The 16,826-nt window shown below is 60.4% G+C and carries 10 protein-coding genes and 1 tRNA gene; all 11 read left to right on the top strand.

What is annotated here, in order from left to right; translation table 11 throughout:
• Window positions 1-226 precede the first annotated feature (226 nt).
• A complete protein-coding gene (locus FYJ74_RS05520; RefSeq protein ID WP_154528589.1) occupies window positions 227-943 on the top strand; it encodes an alpha/beta hydrolase in 717 nt (238 codons plus the stop codon).
• Window positions 940-1,731 (top strand): TatD family hydrolase, encoded by a 792-nt coding sequence (locus tag FYJ74_RS05515; protein WP_154528588.1) that lies wholly within the window; start codon window positions 940-942, stop codon window positions 1,729-1,731. The genes FYJ74_RS05520 and FYJ74_RS05515 overlap by 4 nt, the downstream gene beginning before the upstream one ends.
• The gene (gene tgt, locus FYJ74_RS05510) at window positions 1,724-2,851 is read left to right on the top strand and encodes a tRNA guanosine(34) transglycosylase Tgt (RefSeq protein ID WP_326830879.1); all 1,128 of its coding nucleotides are present in this window, start codon (window positions 1,724-1,726) and stop codon (window positions 2,849-2,851) included. The genes FYJ74_RS05515 and tgt overlap by 8 nt, the downstream gene beginning before the upstream one ends.
• Window positions 2,838-3,806 (top strand): L-threonylcarbamoyladenylate synthase, encoded by a 969-nt coding sequence (locus FYJ74_RS05505; RefSeq protein ID WP_154528587.1) that lies wholly within the window; start codon window positions 2,838-2,840, stop codon window positions 3,804-3,806. Before tgt ends, FYJ74_RS05505 begins: the two co-directional genes overlap by 14 nt.
• Before the next feature lie 125 nt (window positions 3,807-3,931).
• A tRNA-Leu gene (locus FYJ74_RS05500) sits at window positions 3,932-4,018 on the top strand.
• A gap of 247 nt (window positions 4,019-4,265) precedes the next feature.
• Complete coding sequence (gene rpoB / locus FYJ74_RS05495; protein ID WP_154528586.1) at window positions 4,266-7,955, top strand: DNA-directed RNA polymerase subunit beta; 3,690 nt, start codon at window positions 4,266-4,268, stop codon at window positions 7,953-7,955.
• 115 nt (window positions 7,956-8,070) lie between these two features.
• On the top strand, window positions 8,071-13,200 hold the full coding sequence (rpoC, locus tag FYJ74_RS05490; RefSeq protein ID WP_154528585.1) for a DNA-directed RNA polymerase subunit beta': 5,130 nt from the start codon (window positions 8,071-8,073) through the stop codon (window positions 13,198-13,200).
• A gap of 414 nt (window positions 13,201-13,614) precedes the next feature.
• A complete protein-coding gene (gene rpsL / locus FYJ74_RS05485; protein ID WP_009165707.1) occupies window positions 13,615-13,986 on the top strand; it encodes a 30S ribosomal protein S12 in 372 nt (123 codons plus the stop codon).
• Window positions 13,987-14,005: 19 nt separating this feature from the next.
• The gene (rpsG, locus tag FYJ74_RS05480) at window positions 14,006-14,476 is read left to right on the top strand and encodes a 30S ribosomal protein S7 (protein ID WP_078017087.1); all 471 of its coding nucleotides are present in this window, start codon (window positions 14,006-14,008) and stop codon (window positions 14,474-14,476) included.
• Between the two features lie 20 nt (window positions 14,477-14,496).
• The gene (gene fusA / locus FYJ74_RS05475) at window positions 14,497-16,596 is read left to right on the top strand and encodes an elongation factor G (protein ID WP_154528584.1); all 2,100 of its coding nucleotides are present in this window, start codon (window positions 14,497-14,499) and stop codon (window positions 16,594-16,596) included.
• A 31-nt stretch (window positions 16,597-16,627) separates the two neighbouring features.
• On the top strand, window positions 16,628-16,826 hold a 199-nt coding region (locus tag FYJ74_RS05470), incomplete at its 3' end, for a GTP-binding protein (protein WP_229769351.1).

Here is a 16,826-nt window from a genome sequence, read left to right as displayed (position 1 = left end):
GAGCTCCGTTCTTCACGGGGAAAGCGGAGGGTGAAGCTTTTTGAACGCGCGCACGAAAGCCGTTCGTTCGCTCCGCTTTCGGTTTGACGGCGTTTGGGGTACAATGAACGATAAGCATCCGATTTTTGACGTGCAGCGGCGATGGCCGACGTCGGCCTTATTTAACGATGAATGTCCTGCGTGGAATATTTTGCGAAAAGAAATGGACGGAACGATGGACGCGAGGATGAGAGAAGAACGGCTCGAGATCGGCGGCATTCCCGTTTTGATCCGCGGAGAGACGGCTGAAAAGGCGTTTGTGATGATCCACGGCCGGGACGGCTGCAAAGAAGAGTGCCGCGATTTTTCGGAATTGGCGGCGAGCCGGGGCTGGCAGACGGCGGCGCTCGATCTGACGGGGCACGGCGAGCGGCGTGGAGAACGGGACGGCCTTGTCCCCTGGAAGGCTGTACCGGAACTTGAGACTGTGACGCATTGGGCGCGCTGCCGGTGGAAATCGTTTGCTTTGCGCGCGGTTAGCATCGGCGCGTGGCTTGGCATGCTGGCTTGTGCCGACGAGAAACTGGCGGGCGCCCTTTTCGTTTCGCCGTTGCTTGATATGGCCGGCTTGATCCGCAGGATGATGCAGCGTGCCGGAGTGAGCGAGGAGCGTCTGCGCCGTGAAAAAATCATCCGCACGGCGACGGGGGAGGAGCTTTCATGGCTGTATTACGAATACGCGCGTCAGCATCCGGCAAGCGTCTGGCGTCAACCGTGCGAAATTCTCCTGGCAGGCCGTGACGAATTGACGGACCGCGGCGCCGTGGAAAAGTTCGCGACGGCTTCGGGTGCCCGCGTGACGGTGATGGAAACAGGAGAACATTGGTTCCATACGCCGGAACAAACGGCTTTCATGCATCGCTGGGAAGAACGAGCGCTTGCCCGGCTGGAGGTTTTATCATGAACTACGTCGACAGCCACTGCCATCTCAACTCGCCGGAGCTGCGCGGCGGCATTCCCGCGGTGCTGGAGCGGGCGAGGGGCGCGGGCGTCGTTCGCATGGCGGTGATCGGCAGCACGCTGGCCGACAGCGCCGAGGCGCTGGAAATCTGCCGCCGGTACAAGCCGTACGGTTTGTTCTCCGTAGTCGGGATCCATCCGCACGAAGTCAAGGATCTGCCGGCGGGCGAACTGCCGCGGGAGCTGCTGGACACGGCCGCGCTTCCCGAAGTGAAAGCCTGGGGCGAGATCGGGCTCGACTACTATTACGACCTGTCGCCGCGCGCCGCGCAGATCGACAAGCTGGCGCAGCAGCTGGAAGCGGCCCGAGCGCTGAACAAGCCCGTGGTCTTCCACGTGCGCGACGCCTACGACGATTTCTGGCCGCTGGTGACGGCGGAACGCGCGCCGGAAAAGGCGGAGCTGCACTGCTTCACCGGCTCGCTCGACGACGCGCGCAGGGCGCTTGACCGCGGCTGGAAGATCGGCGTCACCGGCATGGTCACGTTCGCCAAAGCGGAGGATATCCGCGCCGTCGTGCGCGAGCTGCCGGCGGAAGCGATCCTGTGCGAGACCGATTCGCCCTGGATGTCGCCGAAGCCGTTCCGCGGCACGGTTAACGAGCCGTCGCGCGTGCCGCTGGTCTACCGCAAGGTGGCCGAAGTGAAAAACATGGCGCTGGACGAACTGACCGCCCAGGTCTGGCGCAACAACGCGGAATTTTTCGGTCTGGAGGAAAAAACACGTGTTTGAATACCGATTGATCGCCCAGGACCCGGAGACGGGGGCGCGTGCCGGCGAGTTCGTCACGCCGCACGGCGTGATCCCCACGCCGGTTTTCATGCCCGTGGGCACGCAGGCCACGGTGAAGGCCATGAGCCCCGACGAACTGAAGCAGATCGGGGCCGAGATCATCCTGTCGAACACCTACCATCTGTTTTTGCGCCCCGGTCCCGACCTGATCGCCAAGGCCGGCGGGCTGCACGGCTTCATGAACTGGGACCGCCCCGTCCTCACCGACAGCGGCGGCTTCCAGGTGTTTTCGCTGGCGGGCATCAGCAAGGTCATGGACGACGGCGTCGAGTTCCAGTCCCATCTGGACGGCACGCGCTACCTGATGACGCCCGAGCTGGCCACGCAGGTTCAGGAAAAGCTGGGAAGCGACATCGCCATGTGCTTCGACCAGTGCGTCAAGCTGCCCTGCTCGCGCGAACAGGCGCAGGATGCGGTGGAGCGCACGCTGCGCTGGGCGGCGCGCTGCAAAGCCGCTCATACCCGCGCCGACCAGGCGCAGTTCGGCATCGTGCAGGGGGCGCTGTTCGACGACCTGCGCGCCGCCTGCGCCGACGAGCTGGCGCGGATGGATTTCCCCGGCTACGCCGTCGGCGGCCTGTCGGTGGGCGAGTCGCACGCGGAGATGTACCGCTGCCTCGACGCTCTGATGCCGCATCTGCCGGAGCGCAAGCCGCGCTATCTGATGGGCGTCGGCCATCCCGCCAATCTGATCGAGGGCATCGCCCGCGGCGTCGACATGTTCGACTGCGTGCTGCCGACGCGCAACGGCCGCACCGGCACCGTGTTCACCCGCGACGGCAGGATGAACGTCAAGAACCGGCGCTACGCCGAGGACTTTTCGCCCATCGACGCCGAGTGCGATTGCTACGCCTGCCGCAACTTCACGCGCGCCTACGTGCGCCATCTCTATCGGGCCGGCGAGATCCTGGCGGTGCGGTTGCTTTCGTGGCACAACGTCCATTTCCTCGTCCAGCTCGTGGCCGGCGCGCGGCAGGCCATCGTCGAGGGACGCTTCGGCGAATACCGGCGCGAGTTTATGACGCGGTACGAAGGCGGCGCTTATCTTGAAAAAGTATGACAACATCGTTCCCGTCGATTTCTGGAACCCCGATCCGACAGTGATCGCCCGCGCCGCGGCGCTGATCCGCGCCGGCGAGCTGGTGGCCTTTCCCACCGAGACGGTCTACGGCCTCGGCGGCAACGCGCTGGACGGCGAAGCGGTGAAGAAAATTTACGCCGCCAAGGGGCGTCCCTCGGACAATCCGCTCATCCTGCATTTTCCCGGCCCCGAAGCGGCGGAGACGGCGGCGTACGTCGACGATCGCGCCCGGGGCCTGATGGAGCGCTTCTGGCCGGGGCCGCTGACGCTGGTGCTGCCGGCTCGCGACTGCGTGTCGAAGGAGGCGCGCGGCGGGCTGGCGACCGTCGGCTGCCGCATGCCCGACTATCCCGCGGCGCTGGCGTTCTTCGCCGCCTGCGGCGTACCCGTGGCCGGTCCGAGCGCCAACCGCAGCGGCCGCCCCAGCCCCACGAACGCGCGGACCGTGGCCGAAGACATCGGCTCCGCCGCGGCGATGATCCTCGACGCCGGCGAGTGCCGCGTCGGCGTCGAATCGACCGTGCTCGACGTGAGCGGCGCTGTGCCGGTGCTGCTGCGCCCCGGCGGCGTCGCCATGGAAGAGCTGCGGGAATTTCTCGGCGAAGTGGCGCTGCCCGTCGGCGTCAACGAATTGAAGCGCTCGCCGGGGACCCGCTACCGCCATTACGCGCCCGTCGTGGAAGTGCGCGTCTGGGAGCCGGGCGCGGCGTTCGACTGGCCGGAAAAGTTCACGTACATGGGCGTGGCGCTTCCCGAAAGAACGCCGGCGCGCCGGATCCATTTCGACAGCTTCGAAGCGTACGCCCACGGACTTTTCACGGCGTTGCGCGAGCTGGAAAAGGACGGTCTGCCCATCGTCGCCCAGTGGCCGCCGCTCGGCGGCATCGGCCGGGCCCTGCGCGACCGCATTTCCCGCGCCGCGGGGCTGCTCTGAAGCGAAAAAAATTTCCGACCTCCCGTGCGGGAGTCAGAAATTTTTTTGAAAAAAACCCGGCAAAAAAATTTTGGGGGCTTGTCAAAATCGAAAAGATCTGTATAATAACCACGTGTTCAGGAAACGCCCGGGTGGCGGAATTGGTAGACGCGCTAGATTCAGGTTCTAGTGGGCACGAGCCTGTGGGAGTTCGAGTCTCCCCTCGGGCACCATCTTTTTTTTGAAGATGGCAATGTCACCGATACGCGAGGGCTGCATCAAGCATTGCTTGGTGCAGCCTTTTTTTGTATTCTGCGCAGCCTTTTTTGCGCCGTGTCGCCCTTTTTGTAAACGGCGGCGAAGTCTGCGAACGACAGATTAACCACTTAAGTTCACTGAACGCCGAAAGTGAAGAAATTCATGTCGAAATTTTCTTTCTAGTGAGACTTTTATTCTGAATGTGTGGAGGTTGAGCACCGCATGGCTGAGTTTGTTCCGGTGAGCAAGGGGCGTCAGCGTCTGATTTTCGGCAGCGGACACGATGTGATTCCGCTTCCCGACATGGTGGAAGTCCAGCGCGAGTCCTACCGCAGTTTTTTCCAGGAAGGCGCGGCGCCTGGGGATCGCGAGTCCGTAGGCCTTCAGGAGCTTCTCGACGAGATTTCCCCGATCAGCAATTTCGACGGCAGTTTTCGTCTTGAGTTTCTGGGCTACGAGATCGACGAACCTTCCATGTCCCAGGAGGAGGCAAAACGCCGCGACTGCACGTGGCACCGTCCTATCAGGGCCAAAGTGCGCCTGCACAACGACCGTGCGCAGGAAGTGCGCGAGGAGGAGATCTACCTCGGCGATTTTCCCGTCATGACTCCGCGCGGCACCTTCATCATCAACGGTACCGAGCGCGTCGTCGTCAACCAGTTGGCCCGCAGCGCCGGCGTCTATTTCAAGTCCGAGCCAGGCGCCTCGGGCGCGCAGAACTATTCGGCGAAGATCATTCCCGAGCGCGGCGCCTGGGTGGAGTTCGTCATGGCCGGCGATTCGCTGTCGGTCAACATCGACAGCCGCCGCAAGCTGCCCGCTACTCTGCTGCTCAAAGCCTTCGGCCTGGGCACGAACGAGGAGCTGCTCAAGGCGTTCGGCGGCGTTGTGGAAGATCTGGACATCGTCACGGAAGAAGCGGCCGGCCGCCTGCTGGCCGAGTCGGTTACCGATTCCCGCGGACAGGTGCTGCTCCATGAAGGGACCCGACTTGACAAAGACGGACTCGAGCTGCTCTGGGAGCAGGGACGCACGTCGCTCAAGGTGTGGAACGTAGCCCCGATCTTTGTCTCCGCCCTCGAGAAGGAGAACACCAACAGCACCGACGAAGCCCTGCTGGAAATTTTGCGGCGCATGAGGCCGAACGAGCCCGTGCGCATCGAGGGCGCGCGCGAATACTTCGACGAATTGTTCCTTGACGTGCGCCGTTACACGCTGGGGCGTGTCGGCCGCTACAAGCTGAACCGCCGCCTGGGCCTGAATTTGAGAAAAGACGAGTACCTGCTCACGCTCGACGATTTGATCCGCATCGTCAAGGGGCTGGTCGCCCTGCGCGACACGGAAGAGCAGCGCGACGACGTGACGTTCCCCGAAATCGGCGAGGAATATACCGACGACATCGACCATCTCGGCAACCGCCGCGTCCGCTCCATCGGTGAACTGCTGCAGAGCCAGCTGCGTATCGGCATGCTGCGCCTCGAACGCATCGCCAAAGAACGCATGACCACGGTGGCCGACCTCAGCAAGGCCATGGTTCGCGACCTGATCAACGTGCGTCCGCTGGCGGCCGCTCTGCGCGAGTTCTTCGGTTCGGGGCAGCTGTCGCAGTTCATGGATCAGAACAATCCTCTCTCGGAGCTGACGCACCGCCGCCGCCTCTCGGCCCTCGGTCCCGGCGGTCTGAGTCGCGAGCGCGCCGGATTCGAAGCCCGCGACGTTCACTACACTCACTATGGCCGCATCTGTCCCATCGAAACGCCCGAAGGTCCGAACATCGGTCTGGTGACTTCGCTGGGCACCTACGCGCGCCTCAACGAGTACGGCTTTCTGATCACGCCGCGCCGCCCCGTCAAAAACGGCGCGGTCTCCACGAAGGCGGAAGACGTCGTCTATCTGTCCGCCGACGAGGAGGACAACTATTACGTCGGCCGCGCCAACACGCCCTTCGATCCGGAAACGGGGCGCCTCACGGAAGACGCTGTGTACGCCCGCTACAAGGGCGATATCGTCAAGATCGCTCCCGAACAGGTGGATTTCCTCGACGTATCCTCGAAACAGGTCGTGTCGGCTTCCGCCGCGCTGATCCCGTTCCTCGAGCACGACGACGCCAACCGCGCTCTGATGGGCTCGAACATGCAGCGTCAGGCCGTGCCGCTGCTGCTGCCCAAGGCTCCCTTTGTCGGTACCGGCATCGAAGAGCGCGTGGCCCGCGATTCCGGCTGCTGCGTCTACTCTTCCTGCGACGGCTCCGTCACCTATGTCGATTCCGACCGCATCGAAGTGACCGACGACAGCGGCGCCCGTCACGAATTCGAACTCGACAAGTTCCTGCGCTCCAACCAAGGCACCATCATCCATCAGCGTCCCACAGTCGACGTGGGTGACAAGGTAAAGGCCGACGAATTGCTGGCCGACGGCCAATCCGTCGACGGCGGCGAGCTGGCGCTGGGGCGCAACGTCCTCATTGCGTTCGTGCCGTGGGAAGGCTACAACTACGAGGACGCCATCCTGCTCAGCGAAAAACTTGTCAAGGAAGACTATTTTTCTTCCATCCATATCGAAGAGTACGAGATCGATTCCCGTGACACCAAGCTTGGCCCCGAGGAGATCACCCGCGACATTCCCAATGTCGGTGAAGACGCGCTGCGCAACCTCGACGAGGACGGCGTGGTGCGCATCGGCGCCGAGGTCAACCCCGGCGACATCCTCGTCGGCAAGGTCACGCCCAAGGGCGAAGCTGACCACAGCCCCGAGGAAAAACTGCTGCGCGCCATTTTCGGCGAGAAAGCCGGCGAAGTGCGCGACACGTCGCTGCACCTGCCCCACGGCACGCGCGGCAAAGTCGTTTCCGTCAAACGCCTGAACCACGTCGACAACCCCGAGTCGCTCAGCCCCGGCGTGAACGAAGTTATCAAAGTTTACGTGGCCCAGTGGCGCAAGATCACCGTCGGCGACAAGATGTCGGGACGTCACGGCAATAAGGGCGTCGTTTCCCGCATCCTGCCCGTGGAGGACATGCCCTACCTTCCCGACGGCACGCCCGTTGACGTCTGCCTCAATCCTCTGGGTGTTCCCAGCCGCATGAACCTCGGCCAGGTGCTCGAGGTCATCCTCGGCTTCGTGGCGCTCAAGAACGGCTGGCACGTCGGCACTCCCGTGTTCGAGGGCGCCACGGAAGAGGAGATCTACAAGATGCTGCAGGAAATTTCCGACCGCGATCCCGGCCTGCGCGGCAAATTGTCGTCGGGCGGCACGATCCGCCTGTGCGACGGCCGCACCGGCGACCTGATGGCCGAGCCCAGCACCGTCGGCGTCATGTACATGCTCAAGCTCAACCACCTCGTCGACGACAAGCTGCACGCCCGTTCCGTCGGCCCCTACAGCCTGATCACGCAGCAGCCTCTGGGCGGCAAGGCCCAGTTCGGCGGCCAGCGCTTCGGCGAGATGGAAGTCTGGGCCCTGCAAGGCTACGGCGCCGCGCACGTGCTTCAGGAAATGCTCACCGTCAAGTCCGACGATATCCGCGGCCGCCTCAAGACCTACGAGAAGATCATCAAGGGACAGAACCTCACCAAGCCCGGCGTGCCCGAGAGCTTCAAGGTGCTCGTCAAAGAACTGGAAGGGCTTGGCCTGACCGTTTCCATCGATTACAGCGACGGCACCTCCGGGCCGCTTCCGATCGATGACGATGACGATGGCCCGCGCCGTCCCAGTGACATCGACAACATCACCGCCAACGACATGATGTTTGCCGCCGAAGGGGATCTGCCCGCTCAGCCGGCAGAGCGGAATGCCGAAGAGCCCGACGGCGAGGATGAGTTCGGGGTGCTGCCGGATGCGGATGAAGAGAACGCCGGCGGCGGAAACGCGGCGGATCCCGAAGCGCAGGAAATGCCCAATCTGAACGAATAAACGGCAAAAAAGAGCGGCAGAGACGCCGCTGCTTTTCCTTCCGCTTCCGAACGTTTTTTCGGTTTCGTATTCGTCTTTTCGTCATTTATTGGATAGAAATGGAGTGATTCTCCTTATGAATAAAGAAATCGTCGGAATCCGTCTGCGCCTGGCCACTCCCGAGCAGATCCGGGATCTGTCCCACGGCGAAGTCAAAAAGCCCGAAACGATCAATTACCGTACGCTGCGTCCCGAACGCGACGGCCTTTTCTGCGAGCGTATCTTCGGACCGACCAAAAGCTACGAGTGTGCCTGCGGCAAATACAAGAAGAGCGGCCCCAAGTTCAAGGGCGTTGTCTGCGACCGTTGCGGCGTCGAAGTCACCGACAACCGCGTGCGCCGCGAGCGCATGGGGCATATCGAGCTGGCGGCCCCCGTCGTGCACATCTGGTATCTGCGCGGCATTCCCAGCCGCCTCAGCCTGCTGTTGGGCACTCCCACCAAAATGCTGGAGCGTGTTGTCTATTTCGCGCCGCTGCGCAAGCGCGAGGCGGCGTACAAGGTCGTCATCGAGGGCAAGCGCCCCGACCTGGCCGCCAAGGACGACGTGATCTCCGAATCGGAGATGCGCGTCCACACTCATTACGACCCCAAATTCAAGGCCGAAGAAGCGTACCGCATCCTTTCCACCGACGACGTGCCGCTTTCCGTCGGCGACGTGATCAGCGCCAACCAGCTGGCCCGCTACCAGTCTGAATGGGGGGGAGAATCCTTCTCGGCGGAGCCGGCCTACACGATCGTCTCTCTCGACGGCGTCACGGCCGACGAAGTTCCCGTTCTGACGGCCGAAGGCCTCGCCGCCGAGTCCGCAGGCGAAATGAAGTGGAAGCCCGGCGACAGCATTTCCGAGTCCGATCTGGCTGCCCTGCGCGGCGGCAGCGAAGTGGCGGCCGAGCGCCGCAAAACGGGCACTCAGGACAGCTACATCGTCACCTCGGTGACTCGTCTGCCCTACAGTAAGGGACAGATTCTCTCCCAGTCGGAACACACGCTGTTCCAGGAAAAATATCCGCACCGCTTCACCTCGCAGCTTGAGAGCGTCGTCGTCGAGGATCCCTGCTATCTGGTCATCGACGAGGGCGAATCGCCGTTCTCCGATTCCGACATCATCATCGAGCGCGAACAGCACCTGTGCTCAGCTTACGATCCCAAATTCAAGGCCGGCATCGGTGCCGAAGGCGTGCGCGAAAAACTCTGTGCCATGGATCTGAACCATCTCGTCCAAGAGCTGCGCGAGGAACTTTCCGAAACGACGGGACAGAAGCGCCGCAAGATCGTCAAGCGTCTTCAGGTGGTGGAGGATTTCCGCAAAGGCGACTGCGCGCCTCAGTCCATGGTGCTCGAAGTGCTGCCCGTTATCCCCCCCGATCTGCGTCCCATGGTTCAGCTCGACGGCGGCCGCTTCGCCACCTCTGACCTCAACGATCTGTATCGCCGCGTCATCAACCGCAACAACCGCCTCAGCAAGCTGAAGGAGCTCAAGGCCCCCGAGATCATCGTCCGCAACGAAAAGCGCATGCTTCAAGAGTCCGTCGACGCCCTGATCGACAACGGCCGCATGGGCAAAGCCGTGCTCGGCGCTGGCAACCGCCCCCTCAAGAGCCTCACCGACCTGCTGCGCGGCAAGAAGGGCCGTTTCCGCCAGAACTTGCTGGGCAAGCGCGTCGACTATTCCGGCCGTTCCGTTATCGCCATCGGCCCATTCCTGCGCCTGTATCAGTGCGGTCTCCCCAAGCAAATGGCGCTGGAGTTGTTCAAGCCGTTCGTCATCCAGAAGATGGTCGAGAAAGGCATCGCCACGAACGTCAAAAATGGCAAGCGCATGATCGAGCGCGGCAACGAAGAGATCTGGGGCATCCTCGAAGAGATCATCAAGGACCATCCTGTCATGCTCAACCGCGCCCCGACGCTGCACCGTCTGGGCATTCAGGCTTTCGAGCCGATTCTCATGGAAGGCAAGGCCATCCGCCTGCACCCCATGGCGTGCACGGCTTTCAACGCCGACTTCGACGGCGACCAGATGGCCGTCCACGTGCCGTTGTCCATCGAGGCGCAGACCGAGGCCCGCATGCTCATGCTGGCTGCCAACAACCTTCTTTCCCCCGCCAGCGGCAAGCCGATCGTTTCGCCCACCCAGGACATTCTGCTCGGCGTGTACTACATTACCAACATGGTGTCCGGCCTCAAAGGCGAGAACACCTATTACGACAGTCTCGACGATGTGATGACCGCCCTCGATCACGGTGCGGTGCACGTCAACACGCGCATCTATCTGCGTTGGGATCCCGAATGGAAGCCGCTCACCAAAAAAGGCATGGAGGACAGCGATTTCCTCGATCCCAAGACCCGTAAGTGGCTGATCACGTCGCCAGGGCGCGCCCTTTTCAATCTGCACCTCAATCCGCGCCTGCGCTTCGTCAACTTCCAGATGGGCAAGAAAGACCTCAGCGCCATGCTCGACAAGGCCTACGATTACCTCAGCCACATCGAGATGGTGGACACGCTCGATTCGATCAAGAACCTCGGCTATCACTGGGCCTGTCTCAGCGGCCTGAGCTTCCAGATGCAGGCCATCGTCATTCCGCCCGAAAAGCAGCAGCTCGTCAACGAGTCGCTGGATATCGACGGACGCATCCGCGAACAATACGAGATGGGCATTCTCACCGAAGACGAGTATCTGCGTCAGAAGGAAGAACTGTGGTCCGGCGCTGCCGGCAAGATCGGCGACTCCATCATGGATCACATGGCCGTTACCAATCCCATCCGCATGATGGTCGAGTCCGGCGCCCGAGGCAGCAGAGGGCAGCTGGCGCAGATGGCCGGCATCCGCGGCCTGATGGCCGACCCGACGGGACGCATTATCGACTATCCGATTACCACGAACTTCCGTGAAGGCATGAACATGCTGGAATATTTCATTTCCACCCACGGAGCCCGCAAGGGGCTGGCCGATACGGCTCTGCGCACGGCCAAATCGGGATATCTGACCCGCCGTCTGGTCGACGTCGCTCAGGACATCATCGTCCTCGAAGAAGACTGCCACACCGGCAAGGGCATCAAGATCGAGCCGATGAAGAGCGACGGCAAGGTCGTCATCCCGCTGAGCGAACGCATTGCCGGGCGCACCAGCCTTGAAGACATTGACGATCCCGTCAGCGGCGAACGTATTATCAGCAAGAACGAACTGATTCCGCCGGACAAGGCCCTTGAAATCGAGAACATCCGCGAACACATCTGGGTCCGCAGCCCGTTGAGCTGCGAGTCGCCTTACGGCATCTGCCAAAAATGCTATGGCGTCGATCTGTCCAGCCGCAAGATGGTCAACATCGGCGAAGCGGTCGGCGTCGTCGCGGCGCAGTCCATCGGCGAGCCGGGCACTCAGCTGACCATGCGCACGTTTCATACCGGCGGCGTGCGCATTTCCGGAGAGGACATCACCCAGGGGCTTCCTCGCATCGAACAGCTTTTCGAAGCGCGCCGGCCCAAAAAGGTCTCCTATCTGGCGGGGCTCAACGGCAAGGTGGCCGAAGTGCGCGAGCTCGAGGGCAAGCGCAAAGTCATTATCGAAGGCACTCCCAACGACAGTGACGTTGTGCAAAAGGTTACCTATAGCATCCCCGCTTCTCAGAGCATTCTGGTGGAGGAGGGGGATGAAGTCAAATCGGATACCCTGATCACCGACGGCTACATCGACCCCCAGCAGCTGCTCGAAGTCGAGGGGCAGGAAGCCGTGCAGAAATACTTGGTGGACAGCATCCAGGAAGTTTACCGTTCGCAGGGCGTCTCCATCAACAACAAGCACATCGAGGTTATTTTGCGCAAAGTCGCGCCGATCAATCGTCTGCGCGTCATCGACGAAGGCGACACTTCGCTGGTGGCGGGCGATTTGGTCTGGGCTGCCGACGTGCAGAAAGAGATCGACGAGCTGACGGCGGAGAACGAGCGCAATCTTGAAGAGGCCGTCAGAACGCTCTCCGGCAAGATTTTTCTTGGGCAGGAAGGCGTCCATCCTACGTCGGAGATCACAAGCCGTCAGAAGACTGTCATCGACCGTCCGCTGGTCGAGGAACTTCTCAAAGCCGGCACGCCGATGACCAAGCTTCATTTGCTTGACGACGACTGTCCGCTGGACGTTATTGTCGGCGAAGCTTCTTTCCGCGCGCGTCTGAAAGGATTCCAGCCCGTGGAGCCCATCACCTGCGCCGACGGCACGGTGATCCCCAACTCTTGCGAGTTGACGCTGCAGGACTTGACTCGCATCACGGCCACGCCTTCAGAGCCCCATTTCTATCGTGACGTAGAAACTTTGCGCAAGCTTACTGACGCGGCCTATTTGGCCAAGGACGTCTCGATAAGCGGCAAGGTGATCGCCAGAACGAACGATCTGGTCAGCGGCGAGCTGGTGCAAAAACTCAGCAGCAACCCCGTCAGAAGCATCCGCATCTGGAAGAACGTCCAGCACATCGACGTCATCGATTACCTCCAGGAGCGCCTGATCAGCACTCACTGGGGCAAACTTCTGACTGCCGCTTTCGACGCCGAAGGCAACCCCGTGCCCAACATGCCCAGGATTGTCGACGCGTCGGTGATTCGGGCCATTCTGCAGGGCAAGATCAAGACACTGGCATTGCACGACAGCGACAAACCCGTTCATCTTGACGAGTATCTGGCCCAGGCGCTCATCAATGCCGTTGTCGGCAAAGTCACTCTGGATGCCGTCGAACTTGGCGAAGGTAGGGGCAGCATTCCTGCCGGCGTTACGCTCGCGGAAGAACACGCCGCCCGCATCATTGCCAGCCGCGTGCCGAAGTTGAGTCTGCGCCCCGCCTCGCCGCAGAGCGAGGAAGTGACGCTGATTTCACGCGTGTCCTATGTGCGCAAGCTGCGCGTTCCGCCTCTGTGCAAAAAGTTCATCCACGGCATCACCAAGGCCGCTTTGGCAACAGAGAGTTTCCTGAGCGCCGCGTCTTTCCAGCAGACCGCCCAGATCCTTGCCGGCGCCGCTGTGCGCAGTCAGGTCGACCATTTGATGGGGCTCAAGGAAAACGTCATCATTGGTCATCTGATTCCTGCCGGAACGGGGATCGAACGCTTTCAGAGTCTTAAGGTTTCCAGCAGATTCGTGCCTGCCTCCGAGGCGGAGAACGCCGATGACGCTGCGGAAAAACAGCTGCCTGAGGGCGCTGAGGTTCCGGCGGACGAGTAAGAATTTAAGGAAAACAAATCTATAAGTTTAAAATACTGAAAGAATCGGTTTAAAATGCTCGATGCGGGGCGTGCTAAAAGCTTGACATTAGCGCGCCCCATTGCTATTATCACTTGGTGTCTTTCGTGCGAGGGTGAACTGTGTCCTTTTATCGGGAACCGCGATGATTCCAAGGATGCGCGCTCTTTCCCTCGGGAAAGGTGAACGTCTGGGACCATTTTGGTTTAATCTGCCGTGGATCGAGCCCTAGGGCTTGAGCAAACGAATGCTCTCGAGAGAGGCTGGTTTTCTTCCCCGCGCGGAACTTATCCAGACAAACCCGGACCGGTGTACATCATACGGAAGACAGCCGGAGAAGTCGTTCTTCGGCGAAGTTCAATAGAATTTTTTCGGAAGGAAGAAGGAGGAAATATCGTGCCAACAATCAATCAGCTTGTGCGCAAGGGACGCGTCGCTGCGACTTACAAGTCGGCGTCTCCCGCGCTGCAGAACTCGCCCGTTCGTCGCGGCGTCTGCACCCGTGTCTACACCGTGACTCCCAAGAAGCCCAACTCGGCCCTTCGTAAGGTGGCTCGTGTCCGCCTGACCAACGGCATTGAGGTTACGTCTTACATTCCGGGCGTCGGACACAACCTGCAGGAGCACTCGGTGGTTCTCGTGCGTGGCGGTCGCGTCAAGGACCTTCCCGGCGTCCGTTATCACATTGTCCGCGGAGCTCTTGACTGCGGTGGCGTTGCCGATCGCAAGCGCAGCCGCTCCAAGTACGGCGCTCGCCGCCCCAAGTAAGTATTAAGGAGGAAATTCCATGCCGCGTAAAGGGCATATCAAAAAACGTGAAACCATCGCTGATGCGACCTATAACAGCGTTGTCGTCACGAAGTTCATCAATACTCTGATGCTTGACGGCAAGAAGAGCATTGCCGAAGGCATTATGTACGGCGCTCTCGAAAAGGCCTCCGAGAAGCTGAAAGTCGAGCCCATGGCTCTGTTTGAGAAGGCTATGGAAAACGTCAAGCCCGCGGTCGAGGTTCGTTCCCGCCGTGTCGGCGGCGCGACCTATCAGGTTCCCGTCGAAGTCGCTCCCGCGCGGGCGCAGGCGTTGGCCATTCGTTGGATCATTTCTTACGCTCGCAGCAAAAAAGGCATGCCTATGGCTGAGCGTCTTGCACGCGAGCTGATGGACGCCTACAACAACGAAGGCAGCTCCGTCAAGAAGCGCGAAGACACTCACAAGATGGCCGAGGCCAACAGAGCCTTTGCTCATTACCGTTGGTAGTCGGCTTCTGGTGACGTTTCATGCTGACTAAAGATCTGACAAAAATCCGCAACATTGGCATTGCCGCTCACATTGACGCCGGAAAGACCACGACCACGGAACGTATCCTGTTCTACACGGGCGTGAACTACAAAATCGGCGAAACTCACGACGGCACCGCGACCATGGACTGGATGGCCCAGGAGCGCGAGCGCGGGATTACGATCACTTCCGCAGCTATTACCTGCCAGTGGAAGGATTGTTTTATCAATATTATTGACACTCCCGGCCACGTGGATTTTACAGTTGAAGTGGAGCGTTCTTTGCGCGTTCTTGACGGCGCTGTTTCCGTCTTCTGTGCGGTCGGCGGCGTCGAGCCTCAATCGGAAACAGTCTGGCGTCAGGCCGACAAGTACAAGGTTCCTCGTATCGCGTTTATCAACAAGATGGACCGCGTCGGTGCGAACTTTTTTGGCGTTGTGAGCCAGATTCATGATCGTCTCGGTGCCCGCGCTGTTCCCGTGGTTCTGCCTATTGGCGCGGAGGATTCGTTCCAGGGTGTCGTTGATCTTCTTCAGATGAAGGAGCTCGTTTATGTCGACGAGTCGGGGGCGCATCCCGAGCTTCGCGACATCCCCGCCGACATGCTCGACGACGCGAAAATGTATCGTGAGAACCTCATCGAGCAGCTGGGCGACGTCGACGATGAGATCATGAACATGTATCTTGAAGGGCAGGAGCCGACGGTCGAACAGCTGAAGGCAGCTATCCGCCGTCAGACAATTGCGTTGAAGTTTGTGCCCTGTTTTTGCGGCAGCGCTTTTAAAAACAAGGGAATTCAGCCCGTGCTTGATGCGGTTATCGATTATCTGCCCAGTCCTGTTGACATCCCCGCAGTCGAGGGAACTTCGCCTGATGATGAGGCCAAGGTGATTGAACGCCATCCTAAAATGGACGAGCCGCTCTCGGCCTTGGCTTTTAAGATTGCCGTTGATCCCTTTGTCGGGCGTCTGACGTTTTGTCGTATTTACTCCGGCACGCTTCATACCGGTGATACTCTTTACAATCCCGCAAGCCGCAAGCGCGAGCGTATTGGCCGCATCCTTCTGATGCATTCCAACAAGCGCATTGACATTGATGACGCCAGTGCCGGTATGATCGTGGCCCTGCCAAGCCTCAAGAACACCCGCACCGGCGATACGCTCTGTGATGAGAACAATCCCGTGGTTCTTGAGAGTCTGACGTTTCCCGCCCCTGTCATCACCCTGGCGGTTGAACCCGCGACGACCGAGGACAAGGCCAAACTGGCCAAGGGGTTGGTTGCTCTTTCCGACGAAGACCCAACCTTCGTCGTCAAGGACAACGAAGAAACGGGGCAGACGACGATTTCCGGCATGGGCGAACTTCACCTTGACATTATCGTCGATCGCCTGCGCCGTGAGTTTGGCGTTCACGTGAACGTTGGCCGTCCTCAGGTTGCTTACCGCGAAGCCATTCAGAACCGTGTTGAAAAGGTTCAGGGCAAATTCGTCCGTCAGAGCGGCGGTCACGGGCAGTACGGCGATTGCGTTATCAACATGGAGCCCCTGCCTGACGGGCAGGAAGGTTTTGTGTTTGAGGACGATATCGTTGGCGGTGTCATTCCGCGCGAGTTCATCCCTGCCTGTCAGAAGGGTTTCGAAGAGGCCATGGGCAGTGGCGTTCTGGGCGGATTTCCCGTCATCGGCGTGAAGGTTGAGTTGGTGTACGGAAGCTATCACGAAGTCGACTCTTCGGAAATGGCCTTCAAGATTGCTGCTTCAATGGCTTTCAAAGAAGCCATGAGAAAGGCCAGTCCTACGCTGATGGAACCCATTATGTCGGTCGAAGTCGTGACCCCCGAGGATTACGTGGGCGACGTCATGGGCGATCTTTCGTCCCGTCGCGGCCGTGTTGACGGTATGGAAATGAGAGCGAATGCCCGTGCCATCAAAGCGTATGTGCCCCTTGGCGAGATGTTCGGTTATGCCACCGATTTGAGAAGCAAAACTTCGGGACGCGCCAACTACACCATGCAATTCGACCACTACGAGCCGGTTCCCAAGAATGTTGCCGAGACGATCTTGAACCCCAGCGGCGCTGAGTCCGCTGGCAAGAAGTAAGTTTCTAGGAAAACCTAGGGAGGAAAAAACAATGGCAAAAGAGAAATTCGAACGCAGCAAGCCCCATCTGAACATCGGCACGATCGGGCACATCGACCACGGGAAGACCACGCTGACGGCAGCGATCTCGCACGTCCTGTCGAAAGCCGGTTACGCGGAAGAGACCAAATTCGACCAGATCGACAAAGCGCCGGAAGAGAAAGAACGCGGCATCACCATCAACATCTCCC

The organism is Pyramidobacter porci (genome assembly GCF_009695745.1).
Taxonomy (GTDB): Bacteria; Synergistota; Synergistia; order Synergistales; family Dethiosulfovibrionaceae; genus Pyramidobacter; species Pyramidobacter porci.
This window is presented reverse-complemented; position numbering and strand designations above follow the sequence as displayed.

Excerpts from the sequence above, each read along its gene's own strand:
- FYJ74_RS05520 (WP_154528589.1), top strand. The coding sequence starts at position 227 with ATGAGAGAAGAACGGCTCGAGATCGGCGGCATTCCCGTTTTGATCCGC.
- FYJ74_RS05515 (WP_154528588.1), top strand. The coding sequence starts at position 940 with ATGAACTACGTCGACAGCCACTGCCATCTCAACTCGCCGGAGCTGCGC.
- rpoB (WP_154528586.1), top strand. The coding sequence starts at position 4,266 with ATGGCTGAGTTTGTTCCGGTGAGCAAGGGGCGTCAGCGTCTGATTTTC.
- rpoC (WP_154528585.1), top strand. The coding sequence starts at position 8,071 with ATGAATAAAGAAATCGTCGGAATCCGTCTGCGCCTGGCCACTCCCGAG.
- rpsG (WP_078017087.1), top strand. The coding sequence starts at position 14,006 with ATGCCGCGTAAAGGGCATATCAAAAAACGTGAAACCATCGCTGATGCG.
- fusA (WP_154528584.1), top strand. The coding sequence starts at position 14,497 with ATGCTGACTAAAGATCTGACAAAAATCCGCAACATTGGCATTGCCGCT.